The sequence below is a fragment of the Nocardia otitidiscaviarum genome (genome assembly GCF_007362295.1).
Taxonomy (GTDB): domain Bacteria; phylum Actinomycetota; class Actinomycetes; order Mycobacteriales; family Mycobacteriaceae; genus Nocardia; species Nocardia otitidiscaviarum.
In genome coordinates, this window is the sequence record NZ_CP041695.1 from 853130 (window position 1) to 878113 (window position 24984).

General features: G+C 69.2%; 22 protein-coding genes. 9 read left to right on the plus strand and 13 right to left on the minus strand.

Features of this window, described 5'->3' with window-relative positions; genetic code table 11:
• Nucleotides 1-390: 390 nt before the first annotated feature.
• Nucleotides 391-3225 carry a preprotein translocase subunit SecA gene (secA, locus tag FOH10_RS03725; protein ID WP_143979632.1) on the plus strand — a complete coding sequence of 945 codons (2835 nt, stop codon included), beginning with the start codon at nt 391-393 and terminating at the stop codon, nt 3223-3225.
• 195 nt (nt 3226-3420) lie between these two features.
• Entirely contained in the window at nt 3421-4836 is a 1416-nt protein-coding gene (locus FOH10_RS03730) for a nitrilase-related carbon-nitrogen hydrolase (RefSeq protein ID WP_143979633.1), read from the plus strand.
• 45 nt (nt 4837-4881) lie between these two features.
• Here the strand turns inward: FOH10_RS03730 and FOH10_RS03735 are convergent, their stop codons facing one another.
• A complete protein-coding gene (locus tag FOH10_RS03735; protein WP_143979634.1) occupies nt 4882-6090 on the minus strand; it encodes an MFS transporter in 1209 nt (402 codons plus the stop codon).
• Nucleotides 6091-6189: 99 nt separating this feature from the next.
• Between FOH10_RS03735 and FOH10_RS03740 the strand changes: the two genes are divergently transcribed.
• Nucleotides 6190-7119: a LysR family transcriptional regulator gene (locus FOH10_RS03740; RefSeq protein WP_143979635.1), complete on the plus strand. Its 930-nt coding sequence runs from the start codon at nt 6190-6192 to the stop codon at nt 7117-7119.
• Between the two features lie 133 nt (nt 7120-7252).
• Here the strand turns inward: FOH10_RS03740 and helR are convergent, their stop codons facing one another.
• The 4 genes from helR to FOH10_RS03760 all read right to left on the minus strand — a co-directional run bounded on the left by helR (nt 7253) and on the right by FOH10_RS03760 (nt 12580).
• Nucleotides 7253-9451, minus strand: a complete 2199-nt coding sequence (gene helR / locus FOH10_RS03745; protein ID WP_186000705.1) for an RNA polymerase recycling motor ATPase HelR — start codon at nt 9449-9451, stop codon at nt 7253-7255.
• A gap of 142 nt (nt 9452-9593) precedes the next feature.
• On the minus strand, nt 9594-10190 hold the full coding sequence (locus tag FOH10_RS03750) for a dihydrofolate reductase family protein (RefSeq protein WP_143979636.1): 597 nt from the start codon (nt 10188-10190) through the stop codon (nt 9594-9596).
• Nucleotides 10187-11005, minus strand: coding sequence for a metalloregulator ArsR/SmtB family transcription factor (locus FOH10_RS03755; protein WP_143979637.1), 819 nt, complete (start codon nt 11003-11005; stop codon nt 10187-10189). The genes FOH10_RS03750 and FOH10_RS03755 overlap by 4 nt, the downstream gene beginning before the upstream one ends.
• Nucleotides 11006-11038: 33 nt before the next feature.
• Nucleotides 11039-12580, minus strand: a complete 1542-nt coding sequence (locus tag FOH10_RS03760) for a sulfatase family protein (RefSeq protein WP_143979638.1) — start codon at nt 12578-12580, stop codon at nt 11039-11041.
• Nucleotides 12581-12643: 63 nt separating this feature from the next.
• Between FOH10_RS03760 and FOH10_RS03765 the strand changes: the two genes are divergently transcribed.
• Nucleotides 12644-13276, plus strand: coding sequence for a TetR/AcrR family transcriptional regulator (locus tag FOH10_RS03765; RefSeq protein WP_039816667.1), 633 nt, complete (start codon nt 12644-12646; stop codon nt 13274-13276).
• A gap of 1 nt (nt 13277) precedes the next feature.
• Here FOH10_RS03765 and rsgA read toward each other — a convergent pair whose 3' ends face one another.
• The 3 genes from rsgA to FOH10_RS03780 all read right to left on the minus strand — a co-directional run bounded on the left by rsgA (nt 13278) and on the right by FOH10_RS03780 (nt 17169).
• Nucleotides 13278-14282 carry a ribosome small subunit-dependent GTPase A gene (gene rsgA, locus FOH10_RS03770; RefSeq protein ID WP_029931598.1) on the minus strand — a complete coding sequence of 335 codons (1005 nt, stop codon included), beginning with the start codon at nt 14280-14282 and terminating at the stop codon, nt 13278-13280.
• Nucleotides 14279-15562, minus strand: a complete 1284-nt coding sequence (gene aroA, locus FOH10_RS03775) for a 3-phosphoshikimate 1-carboxyvinyltransferase (protein ID WP_143979639.1) — start codon at nt 15560-15562, stop codon at nt 14279-14281. The genes rsgA and aroA overlap by 4 nt, the downstream gene beginning before the upstream one ends.
• Before the next feature lie 98 nt (nt 15563-15660).
• Nucleotides 15661-17169 (minus strand): aldehyde dehydrogenase family protein, encoded by a 1509-nt coding sequence (locus FOH10_RS03780; RefSeq protein ID WP_143979640.1) that lies wholly within the window; start codon nt 17167-17169, stop codon nt 15661-15663.
• A gap of 146 nt (nt 17170-17315) precedes the next feature.
• On the opposite strand from FOH10_RS03780, the gene FOH10_RS03785 reads away from it, so the two are divergent.
• Nucleotides 17316-18077, plus strand: a complete 762-nt coding sequence (locus FOH10_RS03785; protein WP_143979641.1) for an SOS response-associated peptidase — start codon at nt 17316-17318, stop codon at nt 18075-18077.
• An 89-nt stretch (nt 18078-18166) separates the two neighbouring features.
• Here the strand turns inward: FOH10_RS03785 and FOH10_RS03790 are convergent, their stop codons facing one another.
• The 4 genes from FOH10_RS03790 to ybaK form a co-directional block, all read right to left on the minus strand.
• Nucleotides 18167-18478, minus strand: a complete 312-nt coding sequence (locus FOH10_RS03790; RefSeq protein WP_143979642.1) for a hypothetical protein — start codon at nt 18476-18478, stop codon at nt 18167-18169.
• Nucleotides 18479-18596: 118 nt separating this feature from the next.
• Nucleotides 18597-20318, minus strand: coding sequence for an MDR family MFS transporter (locus tag FOH10_RS03795; protein WP_143979643.1), 1722 nt, complete (start codon nt 20316-20318; stop codon nt 18597-18599).
• On the minus strand, nt 20315-20854 hold the full coding sequence (locus FOH10_RS03800) for a MarR family winged helix-turn-helix transcriptional regulator (RefSeq protein WP_143979644.1): 540 nt from the start codon (nt 20852-20854) through the stop codon (nt 20315-20317). The genes FOH10_RS03795 and FOH10_RS03800 overlap by 4 nt, the downstream gene beginning before the upstream one ends.
• A 120-nt stretch (nt 20855-20974) precedes the next feature.
• Nucleotides 20975-21466 carry a Cys-tRNA(Pro) deacylase gene (gene ybaK, locus FOH10_RS03805; protein WP_143979645.1) on the minus strand — a complete coding sequence of 164 codons (492 nt, stop codon included), beginning with the start codon at nt 21464-21466 and terminating at the stop codon, nt 20975-20977.
• Nucleotides 21467-21758: 292 nt separating this feature from the next.
• Between ybaK and FOH10_RS03810 the strand changes: the two genes are divergently transcribed.
• On the plus strand, nt 21759-22484 hold the full coding sequence (locus FOH10_RS03810) for a sigma-70 family RNA polymerase sigma factor (RefSeq protein WP_043601801.1): 726 nt from the start codon (nt 21759-21761) through the stop codon (nt 22482-22484).
• An 8-nt stretch (nt 22485-22492) separates the two neighbouring features.
• Complete coding sequence (rsrA, locus tag FOH10_RS03815; protein ID WP_039816717.1) at nt 22493-22762, plus strand: mycothiol system anti-sigma-R factor; 270 nt, start codon at nt 22493-22495, stop codon at nt 22760-22762.
• 92 nt (nt 22763-22854) lie between these two features.
• On the opposite strand, the gene FOH10_RS36210 is transcribed toward rsrA, so the two are convergent.
• Complete coding sequence (locus FOH10_RS36210; RefSeq protein WP_115061593.1) at nt 22855-22929, minus strand: 50S ribosomal protein bL37; 75 nt, start codon at nt 22927-22929, stop codon at nt 22855-22857.
• Between the two features lie 102 nt (nt 22930-23031).
• Here FOH10_RS36210 and FOH10_RS03825 point away from each other — a divergent pair, with 102 nt between their 5' ends.
• Together FOH10_RS03825 and FOH10_RS03830 are read left to right on the plus strand one after the other, a co-directional pair.
• Nucleotides 23032-23247, plus strand: coding sequence for a biotin/lipoyl-binding carrier protein (locus FOH10_RS03825; RefSeq protein WP_029931608.1), 216 nt, complete (start codon nt 23032-23034; stop codon nt 23245-23247).
• A gap of 81 nt (nt 23248-23328) precedes the next feature.
• Entirely contained in the window at nt 23329-24843 is a 1515-nt protein-coding gene (locus FOH10_RS03830) for a sensor histidine kinase (RefSeq protein WP_143979646.1), read from the plus strand.
• Nucleotides 24844-24984: the final 141 nt, after the last annotated feature.

Below are 24984 nucleotides of genomic sequence, written 5' to 3' on the forward strand. Positions count from 1 at the left end.
TCCGGTCGGCGATATGCGTGCCGGTTCTGTGCGCAAGCGATCCGGATCACTGGGGAAATCGGGCGTCGATGCCCGGCCCCCTGCGCCGTCGCCGAACCCCTCTCGAGTGCGCGAGCACGCGCACCCACGCGACGGACGCTCACCATCCTACGCCAAGGCCGGTGAAACAGGTTCTGCGCCAAAACGATTCGCTGAGTGATAGCTGGAGTCGGGAAATCGCCGCGCGGCCGCCCCGGGCGAGCGCCGCGGTCGCCGCCCGGTCACCCGCTCGCGCACTTCAGCGCATACGATCGGGACAGCATTACCATGGGGTTTGGCCGTGCATCCGCGTGGCCCGAAACCCTCCGGGGAATCAAGACCGACACACCTACCAGAGGACTGACTGAGCCCGTGCCTGCGCTGACACTTTCGAGGTTGCTACGGATTGGTGAGGGTCGCACGGTCAAGCGGCTGTCGCATCTGGCGGACGAGGTCATCGCCCTCGACGAGGAATTCGAGGCCCTCAGCGACGCCGAGCTGCGCGCCAAGACCGACGAGTTCAAACAGCGCTACGCCGACGGGGAAACCCTCGACGAACTGCTGTTGGAAGCGTTCGCGGTGGCCCGCGAGGCGTCCTGGCGCGTGCTCAACCAGAAGCACTACAAGGTGCAGATCATGGGTGGCGCGGCCCTGCACATCGGCAATATCGCCGAGATGAAGACCGGTGAGGGCAAGACCCTCACCTGTGTGCTGCCCGCCTACCTCAACGCCATCAGCGGCGAGGGCGTGCACGTGGTCACGGTCAACGACTACCTGGCCCGGCGCGACGCCGAGTGGATGGGCCGCGTGCACCGCTTCCTCGGCCTCGAGGTCGGTGTGATCCTGTCGGGCATGACCCCGGCCGAGCGCCGCGCGGCCTACGCCGCGGACATCACCTACGGCACCAACAACGAGTTCGGCTTCGACTACCTGCGCGACAACATGACCCACTCGCTGGACGATCTGGTCCAGCGCGGGCACAACTTCGCCGTGGTCGACGAGGTCGACTCCATCCTCATCGACGAGGCCCGCACCCCGCTCATCATCTCGGGTCCGGCCGACGCCTCCTCGAAGTGGTACGCGGAGTTCGCCCGCATCGCGCCGCTGCTCAAGAAGGACCTGCACTACGAGGTCGACATCAAGAAGCGCACCATCGGCGTGCACGAGGCGGGCGTCGAATTCGTCGAGGATCAACTCGGCATCGACAACCTGTACGAGGCGGCCAACTCGCCGCTGGTCAGCTACCTGAACAACGCCATCAAGGCCAAGGAGCTGTACACCAAGGACAAGGACTACATCGTCCGCAACGGTGAAGTGATCATCGTCGACGAGTTCACCGGCCGCATCCTGGTGGGCCGCCGCTACAACGAGGGCATGCACCAGGCCATCGAGGCCAAGGAGGGCGTGGAGATCCAGCCCGAGAACCAGACCCTCGCCACCATCACGCTGCAGAACTACTTCCGCCTCTACGACAAGCTCTCCGGCATGACCGGTACCGCCGAGACCGAGGCGGCCGAGCTGCACCAGATCTACAACCTCGGCGTGGTGCCCATCCCCACCAACAAGCCGATGGTCCGCAAGGATCAGGCCGACCTCATCTACAAGACCGAGGAGTCCAAGTACGCCGCGGTCGCCGACGACATCGCCGAGAAGCACGAGGCGGGTCAGCCGGTGCTGGTCGGCACCACCTCGGTGGAGCGCTCGGAGTACCTGTCCAAGCTGCTGACCAAGCGCGGCATCCCGCACAACGTGCTCAATGCCAAGTTCCACGAGCAGGAAGCCACCATCATCGCCGAGGCCGGTCGGCCCGGCGCGGTCACCGTCGCCACCAATATGGCCGGTCGCGGTACCGATATCGTGCTCGGCGGCAACCCGGACATCATCGCCGACATCCTGCTGCGCAAGCAGGGCCTGGACCCGGTGGAGACTCCGGACGAGTACGAGGCCGCCTGGCACGGCACCCTCGAACGGGTCAAGCAGCAGACCGAGGCGGATGCCGAGGCGGTGCGCGAGGCCGGCGGGCTGTACGTGCTCGGCACCGAGCGCCACGAGTCGCGGCGTATCGACAACCAGCTGCGCGGCCGCTCCGGCCGTCAGGGCGACCCGGGCGAGTCCCGCTTCTACCTGTCGCTGGGCGACGAGCTCATGCGGCGCTTCAACGGCGCGGCGCTGGAGTCGATCATGACCCGGCTCAACCTGCCCGACGACGTGCCGATCGAGGCCAAGATGGTCTCGCGGGCCATCAAGTCGGCGCAGACCCAGGTCGAGCAGCAGAACTTCGAGATCCGCAAGAACGTTCTCAAGTACGACGAGGTCATGAACCAGCAGCGCACGGTGATCTACGCCGAGCGTGCCCGCATCCTCGAGGGTGAGGATATGGAGGGCCAGGTGCAGGAGATGATCACCGACGTCATCACCGAGTACGTGAACGCGGCCACTGCCGAGGGCTATGTCGAGGACTGGGATCTGGACAAGCTCTGGACCGCGCTGAAGACGCTGTACCCCATCGGCATCGACTACCGCGACCTGACCGGTGAGTCCGAGCACGGCGAGGTCGGCGACCTCGACCGCGACGAACTGCTGGACGCCATCCTCGACGACGCGCACACCGCCTACGAGAAGCGCGAAGCCGAGATCGACGGCCTCGCGGGCGAGGGCAGCATGCGCAATCTGGAACGCCAGGTGCTGCTGAGCGTGCTGGACCGCAAGTGGCGCGAACACCTCTACGAGATGGACTACCTCAAGGAGGGCATCGGCCTGCGCGCCATGGCGCAGCGCGATCCGCTGGTCGAGTACCAGCGCGAGGGCTTCGACATGTTCACCGCCATGCTCGACGGTCTGAAGGAGGAGTCGGTCGGCTTCCTGTTCAACCTCCAGGTCGAGGTGCAGGCGCCGCAGCCCGCCGGTATGAACGTGGCGCCGGGCCTGCAGTCGCCGGTCGGCTCCCGTCCGCAGCCCGTCGAACAGCCCGCCCCGGCCGCCAACGGCGCCCCGGCGGCGCTGCGCGCCAAGGGTATCGACGACTCCGCCGGATCCCGTGCGTTCAGCTACTCCGGTCCGGACGAGGGCGGCCACGCGGCCGTCCACAGCGATGCCGAGGAATACGGGCACGCCGCGACCACCACCGGCACCCGCCGGGAGCGCCGCGAGGCCGCCCGGGCCGCGAGCAAGCACGACAAGGCCCCGAAGTCCAAGCGCCGCCGCTGATATCCGCACGATGATGGCGTCCGAGCTCCGGCTCGGGCGCCATCGCTGTTCCGGGATGCTGTCGTTGCCGATCGCCTCGGCCTGATACTCGCGGACGAGTTCGCACCCGTACCGGAGTGTGAGGCGGTCCCGCAGGGGTGTCGCGGAAGATGGTGACCGCTCGGCGTTCTCGCGCCGGGGGAGAGGAGTCACCGCGTGAGACAAGTGGCGATCGCCGGGGTCGCGGCCCTGCTGTCGGCGGTGCTGTGGCATGTCGGCTCCGGACTGCATCCGGTGCCGGGCGTGGCGTTTCTGGCGCCGCTGCCGGTATTGCTGGTCGCGCCGAGCCTTTCCACGCCGTTCGCCTTCCTCTCGGGTGCGTGCGCGTGGCTGGGTGGCGCGCTGTGGCTGTGGCCGTATCTGACCGGGACGGTGGAGCAACCGGTGCCGGCGACGGTCGCTCTGCTCGGCGGTTCGGCGCTGTGGTTCGGTGCGCTGGTCGCGCTGATGTCGGCATGCCTGCGGCGCGGTCGCACCTGGTCGGCGGTCATCGTGGTCCCCGCCGGATGGGTGGCGCTGGAATTCTCGCTGTCGCTGCTCGGCCCGTTCGGAGCGTGGTGGAGTATCGCCTACACCCAGGCCGAGGTGCTGCCGGTCCTGCAGACGGCGGCGGTGACCGGTGTGTGGGGGCTGACGTTCATCCTCCTGCTCGCACCTTCGGTGCTGGCGGTGGCGGCGAATGTGGATCGACCGCAGCGTATTCGGCTCACCGCGATGGGCGGCATGCTGGCGGTCGCCGTTGCCGGATTCGGCGCGTGGCGGCTCGCCGCCGAACCCCGGGGAGAAACGGTGCGGGCCGGATTGGTGGCCGTTTCCCAACCGCCCGCGTATGTTCCGGTCGACTCTCCGGCGGGCCAGGACATGATTGCCCGGGTGATCGTCGAGGTCGAATCGCTCGCCGATCGCGGTGCCCGTGTCGTGGTGCTGCCCGAGAAGGCATGGCGGGCCGACGAATCCACCCTGTCGCGGCTGTCCGGTCCGCTGACCGAGGTGGCGGTGCGCCGCGAGATCCACATCGTCGCGGGCCTGATCCTCACGCGCGCGGGCCGCAGCGTCAACGCCGCCATCGACTTTCCGTCCGGGGCGGTCTACGCCAAGCACCACCTCGTGCCGGGGCTCGAGGACGACTTGGCGGCGGGCGACGACTTCCGGCTCGTGCCCGGCGAACCCTGGGCGCTGGCGGTGTGTTTCGATCTGGACCGACCCGCACTGGTTCGGGAGAACCGTCGCCTCGGGGCCACGCTGCTGCTGGTTCCGGCCCTGGATTTCACCGACGATCACTGGCGGCACAGCCGCATGGCGGTCGTCCGCGGCGTCGAGTCGGGTATGGGGGTCGCGCGCGCCGCGCAACTGGGTGAACTCGTCGTGAGCGATTCTCGGGGACGCGTGCTGGCGTCGGCGAGAACGGATATCACCACGACGGCATCCGTTCTCGCCGACGTTCCGCTGACCGCCGAGCGCACCGTCTACGCGCGCTTCGGCGACTGGTTCGCCTGGGTGGGGGTGGGACTCTTCGTGCTCGTGCTGGTCGATCTCAGTCGTCGACCGCGCCGAAGGACGGAACCGACATGATCACCACCCGTACCGCTGCCGCGGCTCGCGATATCGCGGGTGCGGTCAGGGTCGAGGACTCGCCGGGGCGTGGCCCGTTGCCGCCGCGAGTAGTGCGGCGAATCCGAACAAACCGCCCACAACCATGGCCGCCGCCACGCCGAGGCGATCCGTCACCAGTCCGCCGAGCAGCGCGCCCGCCGCGATGGCCGCATTGAAGACCGCGACGAACAAGGCCGATACGCTCTCCCGCGCCATGGGATCCGCGGCCGCCAACCACAGTTGGGCGCTCACCGAGACGCCGCCGTACGCCAGCCCCCACACGGCCACCAGCAGCACCGCGGCGGGTAGCGCCGCACCCAGCACCGGCAGCAGCGACACCGTCGCGGCGAGTGTCGCGGCGATGACCATCAGGGCGCGGCGCGGGGACCGGGCCGCCAGTGCGCCCGCGGCGAAATTGCCCAGGACGCCGGTGATTCCGTAGACCAGCAGCAGCGTCGACACCAGACCCGCGCCCGCGTGCGCCCGGATCTCCAGCACCGGGCGGATATAGGTGTAGGCCGCGAAATGGCCGGTGACCAGGAAGGCGATCACCACCAAACCGGTGCGCACCCGCGGAATTCGGGCCCGGCCCAGTGCGGCGCGCAGCGAAACCGACTGTTCGGCGGGCAGTTTCGGCAGGCAGGTCAGCATGGCCGCGCCGACCAGCAGCGCCAGGCCCGCGACCACCGCGAAGGCCGCCCGCCATCCGGCGATCGCCCCGATGAACGTCCCCGCCGGAACGCCGAGCACCGAGGCCACCGCGACACCGCTGAACACCAGCGCGGTGGCGGACCCCACCGACCTCGGCGGCACCAGGCGCACGGCCAGTCCCGCCGCGATCGCCCAGACCCCGCCCATGCCGACCCCGACCAGTACGCGCGCCACGATCAGCGCGACCGGACCCGGGGCCCATGCGGTGCCGAGATTGCCCAGCAGCACCACCGCCATGAGCACCGCCAGCATGGTGCGCCGATCGAACCGACCGCCCCACGCGGTCAGCAGCGGCGCCGAGACGGCGGCGACCAGGCCGGTCACGGTCAGCGACAGTCCGGCGGTGCCGGCGCTGACGCGCAGCGCCTCGCTCATCGGCGTCAGCAGTCCCACCGGCAGCATCTCCGAGGTGACCACCGTGAAGGTGCCCCCGGCCAGGGCGGCAACCCCGGCCCAGTACCGCGGCCGGGCCGAACGGCGCTGGGCTACAGCCGTCTTCGCGACTTCCTCGACATGCTCCATGGCTCCAGCCAACTGCCCGCGACGGCCGGGAACAACGGCGAAGCGCTCATGGTTCCATGAGCCGGGCTAATGAATCGTCGGCGAGGGTCGGGAGAACGTATGGGCAGCCTGGACGTCCGGGAACTCGAGGCATTCCTGGCTCTGGCCGACGAACTGCACTTCGGCCGCGCCGGTGCCCGGCTCTACCTGTCGCAGAGCCGGGTGAGCCAATTGCTGCGCTCACTCGAACAGCGGGTCGGCGCCACCCTGGTGGAGCGCACCAGCCGCCGGGTGCGGCTGACCCCGCTCGGTGTCGCGTTCCTGGCCGAACTGCGGCCCGCGTATACGGCCCTGCACGCCGCCCTCGACACCGTCCGCGCCGCCGCCCGCGGCGTGTCGGGCACGGTGCGCCTCGGCTTCCAGGGGGCGACCAACGAACATCTGGTGAGCGCCATCGCGCTGTTCACCACCCGCTACCCGGACTGCGCCATCGAGCTCACCGAGATTCCGCTGTCGGACCCCTTCGGGGCGGTGTACCGGCACGAGGTCGACGCCGCGGTCGTCCTGCTTCCGGTGCGTGAGCCCGATATCGTGCTCGGACAGGTGTTCTCGCCACAGGCGGTGTCGGTGGCGGTGCCCAGCGGCCATCCGTTCACCCGCCGCGCCCGCGTCACGGTCGAGGATCTGGCCGCCACCGCGCTGATCGGCGTGCGCGGCCCGGCTCCGGAGTACTGGCGGGCGGTGCAGGCCCCGGCCACCACGCCGACCGGCCGTCCGATACCGCCGGGCCCGGCGGTGGGCACCCTGGAGGAGGGCCTGGCCCTGGTGTCGGCCGGTCGCGGCGCGCTGCTGCTGTGCGATTCCACCGCCGAATACCACGGCCGCCGCCCCGTGCGGTTCGTCCCGGTCACCGGTCTGCCCCCGTCCCGGCTCGGCCTGATCTGGCACCGCGACCGCGAAACCGCGCGCCTGCAAGCTTTTTCGCAGGCGCTGGCCGCCACGGCACCGGCGGATACCGCAGCGGATCGACCCGCCCCGCCTGCGCCCTGACCGCCAGCGTGTCCGCCGCGCTCGTCACCGCGGCCGCCGCCTACCGCCATCATCCGGTATCTTTCCCCGACACTCGCAGAGTGCCACCGCGCGGTCGATCCGCGAACCGGGTGGTCGAATCCGGCCGGACGGATCAGGCCGGACGCGCCGTGGGGACGGGTGCCTCGGTCGCGGTCAGACCGTCCAGGGCGCGCGGGAGGGACCCACGGTGCAGGATGGCCAGGCGCTGGGTCGCGCGGGTGAGGGCGACGTAGAGTTCGGCCGCGCCGCGCGGGCCGTCGGCCAGGATGCGTTCGGGTTCCACCACCAGTACGGCGTCGAATTCCAGGCCCTTGGTTTCCGACGCCGGTACCGCGCCGGGTGTTCCGGGCGGGCCGATCACCACGCTGGTGCCTTCCCGGTCGGCCTCGGCACGCGTGAATTCCGCGATGGCGGTAGGCAGTTCGTCCGCGGTGACCCGCCGGGACCAGGGCCGCACCCCGCAGGCGCGGACCGACTCCGGCGGCCGGATGTCCGGGGCGAACTCGGCGAGTACGGCGGCGGCCACCGTCATGATCTCCGCCGGGGTGCGGTAGTTCACCGACAGCGACCGGTACGCCCAGCGGCCGGGCACATACGGTTCCAGCATCGCGCCCCAGGATCTCGCTCCGGCCGCCGACCGGCGCTGGGCGAGATCGCCGACGACCGTGAACGACCGGCTCGGGCACCGCCGCATGAGCACCCGCCAGTCCAGCTCGGACAACTCCTGCGCCTCGTCGACCACGATGTGCCGGTAGGTCCAATCCCGGTCCGCGGCAGCACGTTCGGCGAGTTCGCGGGTGTCGCGCTCGAGAAAGCGCTCGGCCAGGTCCTCGGCGTAGAGCAGGTCCTGGGCGAACAGATGGTCCTCGTCGTCCATCATGTCCTCGCGCCCGACCATGAGATCCAGGACGCCCGCGGCGTATTCGGTCTGCGCCCGGCGTTCCCGCTCGGCGGCGGCCTGCTCGGCGGAGCGGTCGTGGCCCAGCAGATCGACCAGCTCGTCGAGCAGCGGGACATCCGACACGGTCCACGCCTCCCCGTCGGCGCGCCACAGCGTCGGGTCCGCGCCCGCCGCCCGCAGCCGCTCGGGGGAGGTGTACAGCTGCGCCAGCAGCTGCTGCGGGGTGAGCGTCGGCCACAGCTCGTCCACCGCCGCACCGAAGCGCTCGTCGCGCGCCAGCTCCGCGCGCAGGTCGCCGCGCATCTGCTCCCACGCCTCGCGATCGTCGCGGGTCAGCCAGCCGTCGCCGATCCGTCCGAGCGCCCGTTCGGTGAGCGCCCAGGTGAGCACGTCCAGGAATACCGCCCGCGCCTCGTTGTGCGGCAGTCCGCTCGCGCGCGCCTCGTCGCGGGCCCACTCCGCGATATCGCGCCCGATCCGCACCGTGACATCGGCGAGCCGGATGGGCATCGGCTCCTCGGGCAGCCGCTGCCGATCCGCGACCGCCGCCGCGAGCACGTCGAGCATGCGCAGCGCGCCCTTGCGCCGGGCGACCTCCGGCGCGTCCTCGGCGGTGACGTGCAGTCCGGGCACGAAGTCGCCGGGCGTCATGAACACCACACTCGATTCGCCCAGCGACGGCAGCACCCGGTCGATGTGATTCAGGAACGCCGGATTGGGGCCGACCACCAGCACCCCGTGGCGTTCCAGCTGCTGCCGCTGCGTGTACAGCAGATACGCCACCCGGTGCAGCGCCACCACGGTCTTGCCGGTCCCCGGGCCGCCCTCGATCACCAGCACGCCCGGATGGTCGAGCCGGATGATCTCGTCCTGCTCGGCCTGGATGGTGGCGACGATATCGCGCATGCCCGCACCGCGCGGCGCGTTCACCGCCGCCAGCAGCGCGGCATCGCCGCGCGCATCCCCACCGGGACGGCCGAAGACGTCATCGGTGAAGTCGAGCACCCGCCGTCCGCGCGTGTGGAATCGGCGACGGCGGCGCATGTTCTCCGGATGCGCGGCGGTGGCCACGTAGAACGCTCGCGCCGCCGGTGCCCGCCAATCCAGCAGCAGCGGCTCGAATCCGTCGTCCTCGTCGTAGATGCCGATCCGGCCGACATAGGTGCTCTCGCCCGACAGCGCGTCCATCCGGCCGAAGCACAGCCCGTTGTCGGCCACGTCCAGCCGCTTCGCCTCCCGGGCCAGCGCGCGCACCTCGACATCCCGGTCCACGGCCGCACCGGCGTGCGACCGCAGCGCCGCGCCGTAGCGGCCCCGCACCCGCGCCCGCTCGGCGTCGAGGCGTGCGTACAGCCCGGCCACGTACTCCTGCTCGGACCGCAGCTCGGCCCCGAACTCCTGCACAGACACACGCCCTCACTTCCCCGTGGCCCGATGTACCCGAGCGGAACATTTCCGCAGGTTCCGGCCACGGCCAGCGATTGTGCGCCATCCCCGGGGCCTTGCCGCAAGCCCCGGGGCCCGCTATAAGTTGAAAGTGGAAAGGAGTTCTCTACTCCGCCACGCGGTCGTAGATCACCGCCATCACACCCGATTCGCCGGTCTCCTGGAATGTCAGCTTCCACTTCGACGACGGCAGGCCGTCGTCGAACAGCCGCTGCCCGCCCCCGGCGATCTCCGGGCAGATCACCAGGTAGAGCCGATCGAGCAGATTCGCGGCGAGCAGCGGCTTGATCACGCTCGGACTGGTGTTGACGAGAATCTCGCCGGTGCCTTCCGTCTTCAATTCCGTGATGACGTCGGCGGTCGGGGCGTTCATCACCCGGGTGCGTTCCCACGGCGCTTCGCGCAGCGTGCTGGAGAGGACGACCTTGTCCGCGTCGACCAGCCACTTCGCGTAGCCGCGGTCGCGCGGATCGGCGTTCTCGTCGGCGGCGACCGAGGGCCAGTAGCCCAGGAAGCCTTCGGCATTGCCGCGGCCGAGCACCGCCGTGGTGGCGTTCTCGCACATGCGTGACATCTGATCGCGGGCGACGTCGGTGCCCGCATAGGGGATGATCGCGCTCAGGTCGCCCGGTCCGCCGGGGCCGCTGTAGCGCCCGTCGAGGGTGAGGCTGATGTTGGCGGTCACGATACGGGTGGTGCTCATGGCTGTACTTCCTTCGCGAGTCGGGTGGCAATGGTGTCGGCGAGCGTGCCGAGCACCTGGTTCCAGCCGGTCTCGATACCGGCGATGTAGGGGGCGGCCGCGACGGCCGTATCGGTGAGGCTGAGATGGAGTCGCAGGCGGGTGCCGTCCGCGACCTCGGTGAGGGTCAGGTCGTAGTGGCCGGTGAAGGAGATCGAACCGGTGTCGTCCAGGACGGACAGCTCGAAGACGAGGTGTTCGGGCGCGTTGGCCGCCGCCACCCGACCCGTGGAGCGGTAGTGCCGCCCCTCGGCGTCGCGGTAGTCGAGGACGGTGCGCCCGCCCGGCCTCGGCTCGAGCACGCATTCGGCGACGGTCAGTGACGGCGGTGCCCACCAGGAGCCGAGCAGGTCGGCGTCGGTCCAGTACCGCCAGACCAGGTCGCGGGGCGCGTCGAGGGTGCGTTCGAAGTCGAAGTCGCGCCCGTCGGCCCACCGATCCCGCTGCGCGGCACGGGTTTCCGTGTCGATCGCGGTGCGGTAGTGGGCCAGCGCCGCGCGGTCGTCGGCGTGTGCCGCCGCGGTGTCGGCCAGGTCCAGTAGGCGCTGTGCCAGCCCGCGCAGCGGCGGTGTGTCGAGGGCGTAGACACGCCGCTGCCCGAGCGGGAACACCGTGACGAGGCCCGCCCGGGCGAGGGTTTGCAGGTGTTTGGTGGTCTGCGGCTGCCGCAGACCGGTCAACTGAGCCAGCTCACCGACGGATCGTGGCCGCTCGGCGAGGAGTTCGACCATGCGCCAGCGAGCCGCGTCCCCGAGTGCCGATGCGATCTGATCCATGACCAGAAGTATTCACTCAGGAGAATATTCTTGTCAAGGAATATCTTTGTGCAGTTCCTGGGCGATGAGGGCGTCCACGAGTTCGTTCAATTCGTCGACCAGTGCCGACGCGCCGCCGCCGTGCGCCAGATTGCGCAGCTCCAGCGGATCCGCCACGCGGTCGTAGAGCTCGTACTCGAAGGCGGTGCGGGGGCCGTCGATTCGGTCGGGTGTGGAGTAGCGGGCGAAGCTGTAGCGGGGCGTGACCGTGCCCCGCAGGCAGTACCGGCTGTCGGGCGGTTGTCCGCCACTGGATTTCGCGTCCGAGGTGAGCAGCAGCGCGTCGCGCACGGTGCCCGAAGGGTCGGTCAGCAGCGGAGTCAGGTCACGGCCGGGTCCCGTTGCCGCGCTGCCGATTCCGGCCAGCGCCGCCAGGGTCGGCACCAGATCGACATGGGAGGAGAGTGCCTGCGTGCTACTGCCGTGCGTGGCGGGGCGGCGCGGGTCGGCGATGACCAGTGGCACGCGGTTGTTCTCGCGGTAGATCATCGCGCCCTTCTGGCGCAGCCCGTGCGCGCCGCCGAGTTCGCCGTGGTCGGCCACCCGTACCACCACGGTATCGGCGGCGGCCCCGCCGCGCTCCAGGGCGTCGAGCACCCGACCGGTCAATTCGTCGGTGCGGCGCAGCAATTCGAGGTACCAGTTGCCCCACCGCCGCCACTGCTGCCGGGCGGCGGGGGAGTCCACCTCGGTCGGCATCACCCCGCCCACCAGGTCGTTGAGGCCGCGCCAGGTGCTCTGGACGCGCGGTTTGGTGGAGAGGTCGGATTCGAAGTTCGGCGGCACCTCCGCGCCGTGATCCGGCACGTCCTCGAGGCGGTAGAAGCGTGGGCAGAACATCATGTCGTGCGGATTCACCATGCTCACCACGCACAGCCACGGCTTGCTGTCGCCGCCGTGCCGGTGCAGCCAGTCGGTGGCATGGGCGACGACCACCGGATCCTCGTGCAGGCCCGCGTTCGGGCCGCCGCCGTCCAGGATTTCGATGGCCTCGTCGAATCCGTACGCGGACAAGGCCGTCGGCTCCGGTCCCACGGAGCCGGAGAGATGCCATTTGCCGATGTACGCGGTGTGGTAGCCGGCATCTCGGAGCAGGGTGCCGAGGGTGGGGATGGCGGTGTCGAGATCGGGATTCCAGGTCTGCACCGCGCCGAGCACGGCACCCAGCAGATCCTCACTGCCCTGCACATTGTCTTTGACGCCGCTCGCCGGGGCGTGCAGGCCGGTGAAGACGGCCGAGCGTGCGGGCGAGCACGGAGCGGTGGGGGTGTGGTGCATGGCGAATCGCACGCCCCGGGCTGTCAGCCGGTCACTGGCGGGCAGCGTGAACCCCTGGGGCAGAACCACATCCGCTCGCTCCTGATCGGTCATGACCACCAGGATGTTGGGCCGGTCCGGCGGTGCCGCCTGCGCCGCGGGTGCGAGCGCGCCCCGCAGTATCGGCACCGCGGCGGGGGCGGCGGCCAGCATGGCGAGCATGCGGCGGCGATCCAGCCGGGTGGTGGTCATGGGTGGTTCGGAGCTGTGTGCGGACATGGCGCATCCCTTGCTTGAATAGTCTGCTTGAATAGTCGCTGCTACTCGAATAGCGTTCACTATGTGAATGACGACGCCAACGTAGCACGGAAGCGCCTGAGCCGCGCGGACGCCAAGGCCCGCACCCGAGAACTCCTGCTCGACGCGGCGGAACAGGTGTTCGCGCGCAAGGGTTTCGCCGGAGCGTCCGTGGAGGAGATCGCCGAGACGGCGGGCTATTCGATCGGCGCGGTCTATTCGAACTTCGGCAGCAAGGACAAACTCTTCACCGAACTGCTCTCCAGTCGCGCCGGGGGCCGCGTCCAACAGGCCGCGCGACTGCTCGCCGACGGTGACGACGCGAATCCGCTCGCCGCCCTGGGCCAACTGCTGGTCGCCGTGGCCGACAAAGACCGCGACTGGGCACCCCTGCAGGCCGAATTCTGGCTCTACGCCATCCGCAATCCGGACGCCATGGACGCCCTCGCCGCCCAGCTGCGTCGCCCGCTCGATGGCCTGACCGCCCTGCTGACCGGCGAACTCGCCGAGCGCGGCCTCCAGGACCGGGTACCCGCCGATATGCTCGCCACCATCGTGTTCGCCCTGTTCCGTGGGCTCGTGCAGCAGCGGCGTCTCGACCCCGCCTCGGTATCCGACGAGACCTTCGCCCAGGCGCTGCGCTGGCTGCTCGCCGGAATCGACACGGCCCCAGACTGATTCAGCCGGACTGGCCGCGGAACCAGGGATCGTTGGAGTTGAGCGCGGTGAGCAGCAGCCGGATGGCGGCCACCCGGCGCTGGGTGCCGGGCAGCTGATCCAGGGCGCATTCGGGATCGGCGGGCGGGCCCAGATGGGTGCAGCCGCGCGGACAGTCCTCGATGGCCTCGGAGAGGTCGGAGAACGCCTTGATGACGTCGTCCGGGGTGATGTGCGCCAGGCCGAAGGAGCGCAGGCCGGGAGTGTCGACGACCCACCCGCCGTCCGGCAGCGGCAGCGCCACCGACTGGGTGGAGGTGTGGCGTCCCTTGCCCACGCCGGACACCGTGCCGGTGGCTCGATCCGCGTCCGGGACGAGGCGATTCACCAGCGTCGACTTACCCACGCCGGAGTGGCCGATGAAGGCGGTGAGCTTGTCGTGCAACAGCTCTCGCACCGGGTCGAGCGGATCCTCGATCCCACCGTAGATGATGGTGAGATCCAAATCCTCGAAGGCGGCCGCGAATTCGGACTCCGCCACCAGATCGTGTTTGGTCAGGCACAGAATCGGTTGCAGCCCACCGACATACGCGGCCACCATGGCGCGCTCGACGAAGCCGGTGCGGGGCGGCGGATCGGCCAGCGCCACCACGATGAACAGCTGTTCGGCATTGGCCACCACCACCCGTTCGAACGGATCGGTGTCATCGGCGGTGCGGCGCAATACCGTCGAACGGTCGGCCACGCGGACGATGCGGGCGAGGGTATCCGGCTTGCCGGAGAGATCGCCGACCACATCCACCTGATCGCCCACCACGATCGGGGTGCGCCCGAGCTCGCGGGCGCGCATGGCCACGATGAGCCGCTCCGGATCACCGTCGAGCACGCAGCCCCACCGGCCGCGGTCGACCGATACGACCATGGCCGGTGCGGCATCCAGATGCCGGGGCCGAGTCTTGGTGCGGGGACGGGAACCCTTGCCCGGGCGCACCCGGACATCGGATTCGTCGTACTCGCGCCGCCTCAGCGGACCACTCCCGAGTCGGCCAGCATGCCCTCCCAGAGGGTCACGAAGTTCGGCAGGGTCTTGGCGGTGGTGCCGATGTCCTCGATCTCGATACCGGGCACGGCGAGGCCGAGAATCGCTCCGGCCGTGGCCATCCGGTGATCGGCGTAGGAATGCCAGACGCCGCCGGAGAGCGGGGTGGGATCGATGATCAGGCCGTCCTCGGTCTCGGTGACCTTGCCGCCGAGCCGGTTGATCTCGGTGGACAGCGCCGCCAGCCGATCGGTTTCGTGTCCACGCAGATGCGCGATGCCGCGCAGCCGCGACGGCGAATCCGCCAGCGCGGCCAGCGCCGCCACGGTCGGGGTCAGCTCGCCGACATCGTGCAGATCGATGTCGATGCCCGCCAGCCGATCCGGGCCGTGCACGATCAGGGTGCTGTCGTAGAAGCGGGCCTCCGCGCCCATCCGCACCAGGATCTCGCGGATCACGTCACCCGCCTGCGTGGTCAGCCGCGGCCAGTGCGGAATGCTCACCTCGCCGCCGGTCACGGCCGCCGCCGCCAGGAACGGGGTGGCATTGGACAGATCCGGCTCCACCTCCCAGTCCACCGCGCGAATGGGACCGGGCGACACCGTCCAGGTCTGCGGCCGGCGCGGATCCTCGGGCGCGGCCACCCGCACATCGGCCTGCCGCAGCATCTGCACGGTCATCTCGATATGCGGCATGGACGGCAGCGGCGCGCCCCGGTGATGCACCGTGATGCCCTGCTCGAACCGGGCCGCGGACAGCAGCAGCCCGGAGACGAACTGCGAGGACCCCGAGGCGTCGATGGTGACCGGCCCGCCGCGCAGCGTTCCGGTGCCGTGCACCACGAAAGGCAGTGCGCTGCCGTCGATGTCGACGCCCAGCGTGCGCAGCGCGTCGAGAATCGTCCCCAGCGGCCGCACCCGCGCCTGCTCGTCCCCGTCGAAGGCCACGTCCCCACGCGCCAGCGCCGCCACCGGCGGCAGGAACCGCATGATCGTCCCCGCCAGCCCGCAGTCCACCGTCGCGGACCCGAGCTCGGCGGCGGGCGTCACCGTCAGCGTGTCACCATCCCCCTCGATTCCCACGCCCAAGGCCCGCAGCGCGCCGATCATGAGGTTGGTGTCCCGGCTGCGCAGCGCGCCGGTGATGGTGGACGGCCGATCCGCCAGCGCGGCGAGGATCAGGGCACGGTTGGTGATGGATTTCGATCCGGGCAGGGTCACGGTCGCTTGTACGGGGACGTCGACATGGGGCGCGGGCCAGAAAGTCACCCCCACATCTTCGCATCCCGCGGCGTATCCGCCGCTCCGCGTCTCGATGTCGGCCCAGCGGGGGCCGACATCGAGCGACCGGTCGGCAGCGGTCGGCGCTACTTGTGGCGGCCGTGGAGGAAGGGGACCAGTTTGCGGAGGAGTTTCATGGTGCGGTCGGTGCGGCTGTAGGAGAGCAGGGCCATGCCGGGGATGGTGAAGCGCTGCACCGCGATGGAGTGCGGGCGGGTGAATTCCAGCATGCCGGGTGCGCCGTGGATGCGGCCGATGCCGGAGTCGCCGACGCCGCCGAAGGGCAGGGCGGCGATGGCGGCGAAGCCGAGCACCGAGTTCACCGAGGTGCAGCCCACGGACAGGCGGCGGGCGATCTCGAGGCCCTGCTTCTTGGAGTAGACCGCCGAGCCCAGGCCGTACTTGTTGTTGTTGGCGAGCTTGATGGCCTCGTCGACGCCGTTGACCGTCTTGATGGTGACGGTCGGGCCGAAGGTCTCCTCGCAGACGGCATCGGAGGATTCGTCGGCGTCCACGATGACGACCGGCGCGATGTAGGGGCCCTGGACCGATTCCGGCCCGCCCAGCACCGCCTTGCCGCCGTTCTTCAACGCGTCCTCGATATGGCGGCGCACGATATCGATCTGCGCGGGCATGGTCATCGGCCCGTAGGACGCCTTGTCGTCGGAGCCGGGCTTGATCTCGGTGAGAATGCGCTTCACCTCGGCGACGAACTCGTCGGCGATCGAGGAGTCCACGTACACGCGCTCGACACCGGCGCAGGTCTGGCCGCTGTTGGCGGTCGCGCCCCAGGCCACGGCGTCGGCGGCGGCCTTGATGTCGGCGTCGGCGGCCACGATCACCGCGTCCTTGCCGCCGCACTCCAGCAGCACCGGGGTCAGTGTCTCGGCCGCCGCGGCCATGATCTTCTTGCCGGTGGCGGTGGAACCGGTGAAGGCGATCTTGTCGACCCCGGCCCGCACCAGCGCCGCACCGGTCGCGCCGTAGCCGTTGACCGTGGTGAACACCCCGTCCGGCAGTTCCGGATTGGCCTCGGCGAAGGCGGCGGTGAAGAAGTTGCCGATACCGGTGGAGAACTCACTCGGCTTGAACACCACCGTGTTTCCGGCCGCCAGCGCGTACGCGATGGAGCCGTTCGGGGTGTAGATCGGGTAGTTCCACGGACCGATGACGCCGATCACGCCGAGCGGACGCTGCTCCAGATGCGCGGAGAAGTTCGCCATGAGCGCGCCGGGGGAGACCTTCTTGGCCTTGAGCACCTTCTCGGCGTTCTTGGCCGCCCAGGAGATGTGCTCGAGCGCCAGCATGAGTTCGAGGAAGGCGTCGTCGCGCGGCTTGCCGTTCTCCGCGTGGATGAGTTCGCACAGCGCATCGGACTTCTCGACCAGTTTGCTGGTCCAACGCAGCAGGTACTTCTTGCGCTCGTCGTAGGTGAGCGCGCCCCAGGTGGCAGCGGCGGTACGGGCCTTGGCGACCGCCGCCCGCACGGCGTCTTCATCGTCGATCCGGTACGTGGCCAGCGTTTCGCCGGTGGCCGGGTTGACGGATGTCAGTGATTCGTCCCGCTCGGTGACGGCGGTTTCGGTAGTAGACATGATGTGCGGCGATCCCTTGGTGAGAATGTGATGGGGAGAACGTCTCACACCCGCCAACTGAAGTCAATTGCCATCAGTTACGTGTGCCACATCCACGGTACGCCGATGCCCGTCATCTGTCGGTGCCGGATGGCAGCATGGTCCACATGTGCGGTAGGTACGCGACTACGACGAATCCGGCGTCGCTGGCCGTCGAGCTCGACGCCATCGACGAAACCGACGACACCGGGACCCCCAACTACAACGTGGCCCCCACGAATCAGGTGGTCACGGTGGTGGAGCGGCACGACCGCGAGCATCCGGAGGAAGCCGCCCGACTACGCGTCCGGATGATGCGCTGGGGCCTGATCCCGCCGTGGACCAAGGCCGCCGAGCCGGGCGTGCCCGCCAAGGGCAAGCCGCTGTTCAACGCCCGCGCCGACAAGGCCGCCACCACCGCCTCGTTCCGCGACGCGGTGAAGAAGCGGCGCTGTCTGGTGCCCATGGACGGCTGGTACGAGTGGGTCACCGACGTGGACGAGCAGGGCAAGGCCGTGAAGCGGCCCTTCTTCATGTCGCGTGCCGACGGTGAGCGGCTCTACATGGCGGGTCTGTGGTCGGTTTGGCGCGATCGCGAGGCGCGGGATTCCGAACCACTGCTCTCCTGCACCATCCTGACCACCGACGCGGTCGGCGACCTCACCGAGATCCACGACCGCATGCCGCTGCCCATGCCGCGCGCGCACTGGGACGCCTGGCTGGACCCGGACCATCCGGCCCCCGCGGAACTCCTGGAAACGCCCACCCCGCAAGACATCGCGGACATCATCGCGCGGCCGGTACCCATGCTGGTGAACAGCGTGAAGAACAACGGCCCGGAACTGCTGGGCCGGGTGGACGAGCAGGCCGGGCACACCAGCCTGCTCTAGCGGGCCCGGAACCCGGCGCAGTCAACTGTGCCCGCCGCGGGGCGCGGCGGGCACGATGCTCGATACGGCGATTCAGACTTTACGGCCATTCAGACCTTGCACTTGACCGAGTCCAGCGCGAAGGAGATGCCGCATTTGGCCACGCCCGCGATGGTGTCGATGACCTTGGTGGCCAAGCCGCCGCCCAGGTTCTCGGCCTTCTCGATGTTCTTGTCCTTCTTCGGCTCCCCGGACGGGCCGGGATCGCTGCCGAGCGGGTAGTTCGGATTCGCCGGGGCGGTCAGCACCAGCCCGGGCGCCGCGTGCGCGGTGGCGGCGGTCGCCAATCCGGGACCCACGACGAGGACCGCCGCGCCACAGACGGCGATCCCGACGGTGCGTACACGCTGACGGAGGGACATACCGCATCACATCCTCGGGTCGAACGACTGTTGTCGGTGAACTGCGGAACTGCGAGCGCGTCCTCAAGTAACGCACACATCCGGCGCGAACCCGAGGATCCGCGCCGGACGCGTCGTATTACGTCCCGGCCTCGGCCGCCGATGAGGCGATGGTCTTCGCCGCCGCCGTGACCTCCGCCTCGGCCCGTTCGGCCTCGGTGCGCGCCTGGATGCCGCCCGCCGTGCGCAGCGGCACCTCCTTCCAGAACGCCACCAGCAGCAGCGCGATCACCGACACCCCGGCGGCCACCAGGAACACGGTGTCCATGGCATCGGCGAACCCGGCCTTGAACGGTGCGGCCAGAGTCGGATCCAGCTGCTGGATGATCGAGCTGTCCTGCATGACCTCACCCGCCGCCGAGTGATCCTGCCGGGCCAGCCCGGTGGCCAGCGCCCGGTCGGCCGGATTGTCGCTGCGCGCACCGGCCACCACCGCGGCCTGGAATTCCGGCCGCGCCGACGCCGCCCGCAGCTCATCGGAGATGTTCGGGGTGAGCTGCGAGAACAGAATGGACAGGAAGACCGCCACCCCGAGCGTGCCGCCGATCTGCCGGAAGAAGGTCGCCGCCGCGGTGGAGACGCCCATATCCTTCGGCGGCAGCGCGTTCTGCAGTGCCAGCATCAGCGGCTGCATGAGATTGCCCAGGCCCAGACCGGTGATCGCCATGAAGACCATGACCACCCACAGCTCGGTATCGGCGGACACGAGGTGCAGCAGGAACATGCCCAGCGTCACCAGCACCGCGCCGATGGGCGGGAACCAGCGGTAGCGCCCGGTGCGCGAGATGAGCTGCCCGGAGATGATCGAGGCCGTCATCATGCCCAGCACCAGCGGCAGCATCTGCATGCCCGCCAGCGTCGGACTGGAGCCCTGCACCACCTGGAGGTACTGCGGCAGCAGCGTGATGCCGCCGAACATGGCCATACCGACCACGAACGAGATCACCACACCCAATGCGAAGGTGGAGTTCTTGAAGGTGCGCAGCGGAATCAGCGCGGCATCGCCCTGCCGGGCCTCCACCGCGATGAAGCCCAGGATGCCGAGTGCGCCGATGAGGTAGCAGGCCAGGGAACCCCCGCTGCTCCAACCCCATTCGCGGCCCTGCTCGGCCACCACCAGCAGCGGCACGATGCCGATGGCGAGCATGAGCACGCCGAACCAGTCGACCGGCACCTTGGACCGTTCCACCTTGGGCAGTCGCAGCACCCGCGACACCACGGCCAGCGCCACCAGGCCGATCGGCACGTTCACCAGGAACACCCAGCGCCAGCCGGTGATGCCGAGAATCTCGTTCTGCCCGGAGATGAGGCCGCCCAGCACCGGCCCTACCACGCTGGAGGTGCCGAAGACGGCCAGGAAGTAGCCCTGGTAGCGGGCGCGTTCCCGGGGGCTGACGATATCGCCGAGGATGGTGAGCGCCAGCGACATCAGCCCGCCCGCGCCCAGGCCCTGGAATGCCCGCGCCGCCGCGAGCTGGTACATCGACTGGGCCAGGGTGCACATGAGCGAGCCCGCGATGAACAGCGTGATGGCGGCCAGGTAGAAGGGCTTGCGCCCGTACATGTCCGAGAGCTTGCCGTAGAGCGGGGTGGCCAGCGTGGCGGTGATCAGGTAGGCGGTGGTCACCCACGCCTGGAGCGAATACCCCTGCAGGTCATCGGCGATGGTGCGGATGGAGGTGGAGACGATGGTCTGGTCCAGCGCACCCAGCAGCATGCCGAGCATGAGCCCGCTGAGGATGGTGAGGATCTGTCTGTGGGTGAAACCCGCGGAGTTCGGTGTGTCGGTGGTGGCTGTCACGAATGTCTCTCTGCCGCTTGGGAAGTCGGGAAAAGGCTGGTGAGCAGGGCGCTGCGGGTGGTTTCGTAGTCGTCCACGAAGCGCCGCAGCAGCGCGGCGAAGGTCTCGCGGTCCGCGCTGGTCCAGTCGGCCAGCATGAGTCGCAGCGACTGATTGCGCCGGGCGCGGATCTCGGCCGCGACCGCGCGTCCGGCGTCGGTGACGGACAGGACGCTGACGCGCCCGTCGGCGGGATCGGCGCGGCGTTCCAGGAAACCGCGCTTCACCAGATTGGTGACCTGCCGGCTGACGGTGGAGGCGTCGGAGTAGAGCGTTTCGGCCAGTGCGCCCGAACGCATCGGTCCCTGGCAGATCAGCTGGAACAGGATGGCGAAGGCGGCCGGTTCCACCTCGCCGTCGCTGGCGACGGCGATCTGCGCATTGGTGCGCTCGCGCAGGCGGTGCAGGCGGATGAGCTGCCGGGCGACATCGTCGATGAGCGCCTCGGGGATATCGGCTGACGGCGCGTCCACGCCGGGAGCCGGGGATGCGGGCATATTTCGGCACACCTCCTTTGCTTGGGCTGTACAACTATTTGTATCAGACAACTAGTTGTAGAAAGCAAATATGTGGGAAGATCCATTCCCGCCCGGCGCGGGCGTGGATTCGAAGGGGAGTCAGCCCGCGGTGACGGACGCGGTGACCGCTCCCGTCAGGCGCACCAGATCCTCCGGTGCGACCTCGATCTCCAGCCCGCGCTTACCGGCGCTGCACAGCACCCGATCCCACTGCAGCGCCGACTCGTCGAGCACCGTCGGCAGCCGCTTCTTCTGCCCCAGCGGCGAGATGCCGCCCAGTACATAGCCGGTGGTGCGCTCGGCCCTGGCCCTGTCGGCCATGGTCGCCTTACCACCGCCCAGCGCCGCGGCCGCCGCCTTCAGCGACAGCGTGTTCGGCACGGGCAGCACCGCCACCGCCAGACCCGCGCCCACCTCGATCACCAGGGTCTTGAAGATCTGCTCGGCGCGCACGCCCACCCCCTCGGCCAGTGCCGCCACCGCCTCCGCACCGTAGGAATCGCTGCGCGGATCGTGGGGGTAGGAGTGCACCCGGTGCTCGACCTGCGCCTGCACCAGGGCGCGGATCGCGGGAGTGGAAGCGGCGGCCATAGCCGATCAGCCTAGAACGCCGCGCCCCGGCGGCGACACCGGTTTTCCGCACCCGGGAACACGGCGACCACCCGGCATGTTGCACGCCATGCGCGACCGATACCACCCGGTCGGCGGAGTGTGCGAAGGAGATGCCCAGGTGACCGTTCTGGTGGACACCCGCCCGCGGACGGCGCAGGCCCGCTCGACCGGGACCGTGCCGCTCATCCGCATTCCCCGCCCCGCGACCGATGCCGGTTTCGCGGTGCTCACCCCGCTCGCGGTAGATTCACAAGCTACGGCGATCGAAGGGATGAGCGTGACGAGCGACGACGAAATGGCTGTCGATCGCCCAGGCGATGACGATACGGCCATGAACGAGGGCATCGACGACCCAGCGGTCGCCGACGACAACGACGAGGAATCCGGCGCGGTCCGCAGCACCGCCAGTGACGCCGATCTGGCCGCGCGCTTCGAGCGCGACGCGCTCCCGCTGCTCGACCAGCTCTACGGCGCGGCCCTGCGCATGACCCGCAATCCGGCCGACGCCGAGGATCTGGTGCAGGAGACCTTCGCCAAGGCGTACCAGGGTTTCCGCTCCTTCAAGGAGGGCACCAACCTGCGTGCCTGGCTGTACCGCATCCTCACCAACACCTACATCAACTCGTATCGGAAGAAGCAGCGCCAGCCCGCGCAGTATCCGACCGACGAGATCACCGACTGGCAGTTGGCCGCCACCGCCGAGCACACCTCGACGGGCCTGCGCTCGGCCGAGATGGAGGCGCTCGAGGCGCTGCCGGACGACGACATCAAGCGGGCTCTACAGGAGCTTCCGGAGGAATTCCGGATGGCGGTGTACTACGCGGACGTAGAGGGCTTCCCCTACAAGGAAATCGCCGAGATCATGGGTACCCCGATCGGCACCGTGATGTCCCGTCTGCACCGCGGCCGCAAGCAGCTCAAGGGTCTGCTCGCCGATGTGGCGCGGGAGCGGGGATTCAACCGATCGGGTAGCGCGCGTCAGGAGGTAACCCAGTGAGCGACGATATGGACCTGGACTGCTCGGCGGTACTCGCCGATGTGTGGCTGATCCTGGACGGTGAATGCGATCAGGCCACCCGCGATCGTCTCCAGCACCATATGGACCACTGCTCCCCGTGCATCGAACAGTACGGCCTGGAGGAGAAGCTCAAGAGCCTGCTCAACCGCAAGTGCGGCGGCGACAAGGCCCCCGACACCCTGCGCCAGCGCCTCACCATGGAGATCCGGACGACCTACACCCAGGTGGAGACCCGCCGGGTCGAATCGGGCGAATAGCACGCCCGCGGGCCCCGGAAAGAGCTGAGCGGCACGTTTTCCTCTGCTGGAAAACTGTGCCGCTCAATGCTTTTCAACGCAAGCCTACCGGCTCAGGCGTTCGGCCGCTTGCCGTGGTTGGCGCCGTTCTTGCGGCGGCTGCGCTTCTTACGTCCACGCTTACCCATCGGTTAGTCTCCCTTCTGATTGAAGGCCATTCTTTCACGTGTGGTTGGCTGTACCGGCAGCGGTACCGCGGTATCACAGGCCAACCGGAGACAAGGGGTGTCATGGCTGAGGAAGTCCTCGCGGAGATGGTGTCGACCGTTCAGGAGATCCTGGTCTCGGTCGGCGACAAGGTGAAGGTCAACGACCCGGTCATCATGCTCGAGTCCATGAAGATGGAGATCCCCGTCGTGGTGGAGTCCGACGGCACCGTCGCCTCCATCGATGTGACGGTCGGCCAGGTGCTGCAGAAAGGCGACCTCATCGCGACCATCGCCTGAGCGAACCCCTTCCCGGACAATCCCTTCCCGGGGCCCGCGTGGGAACATACACCCGACGCGGGTGAAGGAGCGTGGCTGAAATTGTCGACACTGAGCGAGCTGCTGGCCGAGCACACGGATCTGCCGGGTGCGGCCGTCGATCATCTCCAGCGGGTGGTGGGTGACTGGCAGTTGCTGGCCGACCTGTCGTTCGCGGACCTGACGCTCTGGGTCGGTGCCGGGCCGGTCTCCGACGGCGCGGATGTGGTGTGCGTCGCCCAGTGCCGCCCGACCACCGCACCCACCGTGCACCCGGAGGACCTGGTCGGCGGTCTGGCCGCCCACGATGACCATCACCAGGTGTTCGACGCGCTGATCAGCGGCGATATCGTGCGCGTCGACGTCGACAGCGAGGCCGCCGGCGTCTACCACCCGCATCCGGTGCACGCCGTCCGCGAGGCCATTCCGGTGCGGGTCGGCGACGATGTGATCGCCGTGCTCGGTCGCGACACCGATGTGCAGCGCCGCAAGATGCGCTCCAATCTCGAGGTGGCGTACATGTCGTGCGCCGACGACCTGTGCCAGATGGTCAACGACGGCACCTTCCCCACGCTCGAGGACCGCACCGGCTCGCACTCCAGCCCCCGCGCGGGCGACGGCTTCATCCGGCTCGACACCGAGGGCACCGTCGTCTACGCCAGCCCCAACGCGCTCTCGGCCTATCACCGCATGGGTTTGCAGAACGATCTGGTCGGCCAGGATCTGGCGCTCACCACCCGCTCGCTCATCACCGACCCCTTCGACGCGCAGGAGGTGGTGGGCGACATCCAGGCGGCGCTGGCCGGAAAGGCCGGGCGCAGAATGGAAGTCGAGGCGCGCGGCGCGACCGTACTGCTGCGCACGCTGGTGCTGCGCCCGCACGGGGAGCTGGCCGGGGCGGCGGTGCTGGTGCGCGATGTCACCGAGGTGAAGCGGCGCGATCGGGCGCTGCTGTCCAAGGACGCCACCATTCGCGAGATCCATCACCGGGTCAAGAACAATCTGCAGACCGTGGCGGCGCTGCTGCGACTACAGGCGCGCCGCACCGAGAACGAGGAGGCGCGGCTGGCGCTCACCGAGTCGGTGCGGCGGGTCACCTCCATCGCGTCGGTGCACGAGATGCTGTCCATGTCGGTGGACGAAGAGGTCGATCTCGACGAGGTGGTGGATCGGCTGTTGCCGATCATGGCCGATGTGGCCACCGTGCACACCGCGCGGATCAAGGTGCGCCGCGCCGGATCGCTCGGCGTGTTCTCCGCGGAACGGGCGACACCGCTGGTCATGGTGCTGACCGAGCTGGTGCAGAATGCCATCGAGCACGCCTTCGACGCCGGGGAGGACGGTGTCGTCACGATTCGCTCCGAGCGTTCGGCGCGCTGGCTGGACGTGATCATCAGCGACGACGGCCGCGGCCTGCCGGACGGATTCAGCCTCGAGGGCTCCGACCGGTTGGGTCTGCAAATCGTCCGCACACTGGTCACGGCCGAACTGGGCGGCTCCATCGGCCTGCATCCGGGTAAGGATGTCGGCACCGACGCGGTACTGCGCGTCCCCCTCGGCCGCCGCTCCGCCCGCTGAGCGCGCCCATAAACGGATACGCATATTTTCGGTGTTTCTCCGGCGGTATTTCCGCTCACCGAATCGAAAATGCTGGAAATGCGTCGTGGGCACAATGAAGCCCGGCACCTCCGAAGGGTGCCGGGCCGAAATGCGTCTATG

Bases quoted from the DNA above. Each gene is read 5' to 3' on its own strand.
- ybaK (WP_143979645.1), bottom strand. From the start codon at position 21,466: ATGGCCGCCGCTTCCACTCCCGCGATCCGCGCCCTGGTGCAGGCGCAG.
- FOH10_RS03735 (WP_143979634.1), bottom strand. From the start codon at position 6,090: ATGGAGCATGTCGAGGAAGTCGCGAAGACGGCTGTAGCCCAGCGCCGT.
- FOH10_RS03755 (WP_143979637.1), bottom strand. From the start codon at position 11,005: ATGGATCAGATCGCATCGGCACTCGGGGACGCGGCTCGCTGGCGCATG.
- FOH10_RS03780 (WP_143979640.1), bottom strand. From the start codon at position 17,169: ATGTCTACTACCGAAACCGCCGTCACCGAGCGGGACGAATCACTGACA.
- FOH10_RS03760 (WP_143979638.1), bottom strand. From the start codon at position 12,580: ATGTCCGCACACAGCTCCGAACCACCCATGACCACCACCCGGCTGGAT.
- FOH10_RS03740 (WP_143979635.1), top strand. From the start codon at position 6,190: ATGGGCAGCCTGGACGTCCGGGAACTCGAGGCATTCCTGGCTCTGGCC.
- FOH10_RS03790 (WP_143979642.1), bottom strand. From the start codon at position 18,478: ATGTCCCTCCGTCAGCGTGTACGCACCGTCGGGATCGCCGTCTGTGGC.
- FOH10_RS03825 (WP_029931608.1), top strand. From the start codon at position 23,032: ATGGCTGAGGAAGTCCTCGCGGAGATGGTGTCGACCGTTCAGGAGATC.
- FOH10_RS03810 (WP_043601801.1), top strand. From the start codon at position 21,759: ATGAGCGTGACGAGCGACGACGAAATGGCTGTCGATCGCCCAGGCGAT.
- FOH10_RS03750 (WP_143979636.1), bottom strand. From the start codon at position 10,190: ATGAGCACCACCCGTATCGTGACCGCCAACATCAGCCTCACCCTCGAC.
- FOH10_RS03800 (WP_143979644.1), bottom strand. From the start codon at position 20,854: ATGCCCGCATCCCCGGCTCCCGGCGTGGACGCGCCGTCAGCCGATATC.
- rsrA (WP_039816717.1), top strand. From the start codon at position 22,493: ATGGACCTGGACTGCTCGGCGGTACTCGCCGATGTGTGGCTGATCCTG.
- FOH10_RS03785 (WP_143979641.1), top strand. From the start codon at position 17,316: ATGTGCGGTAGGTACGCGACTACGACGAATCCGGCGTCGCTGGCCGTC.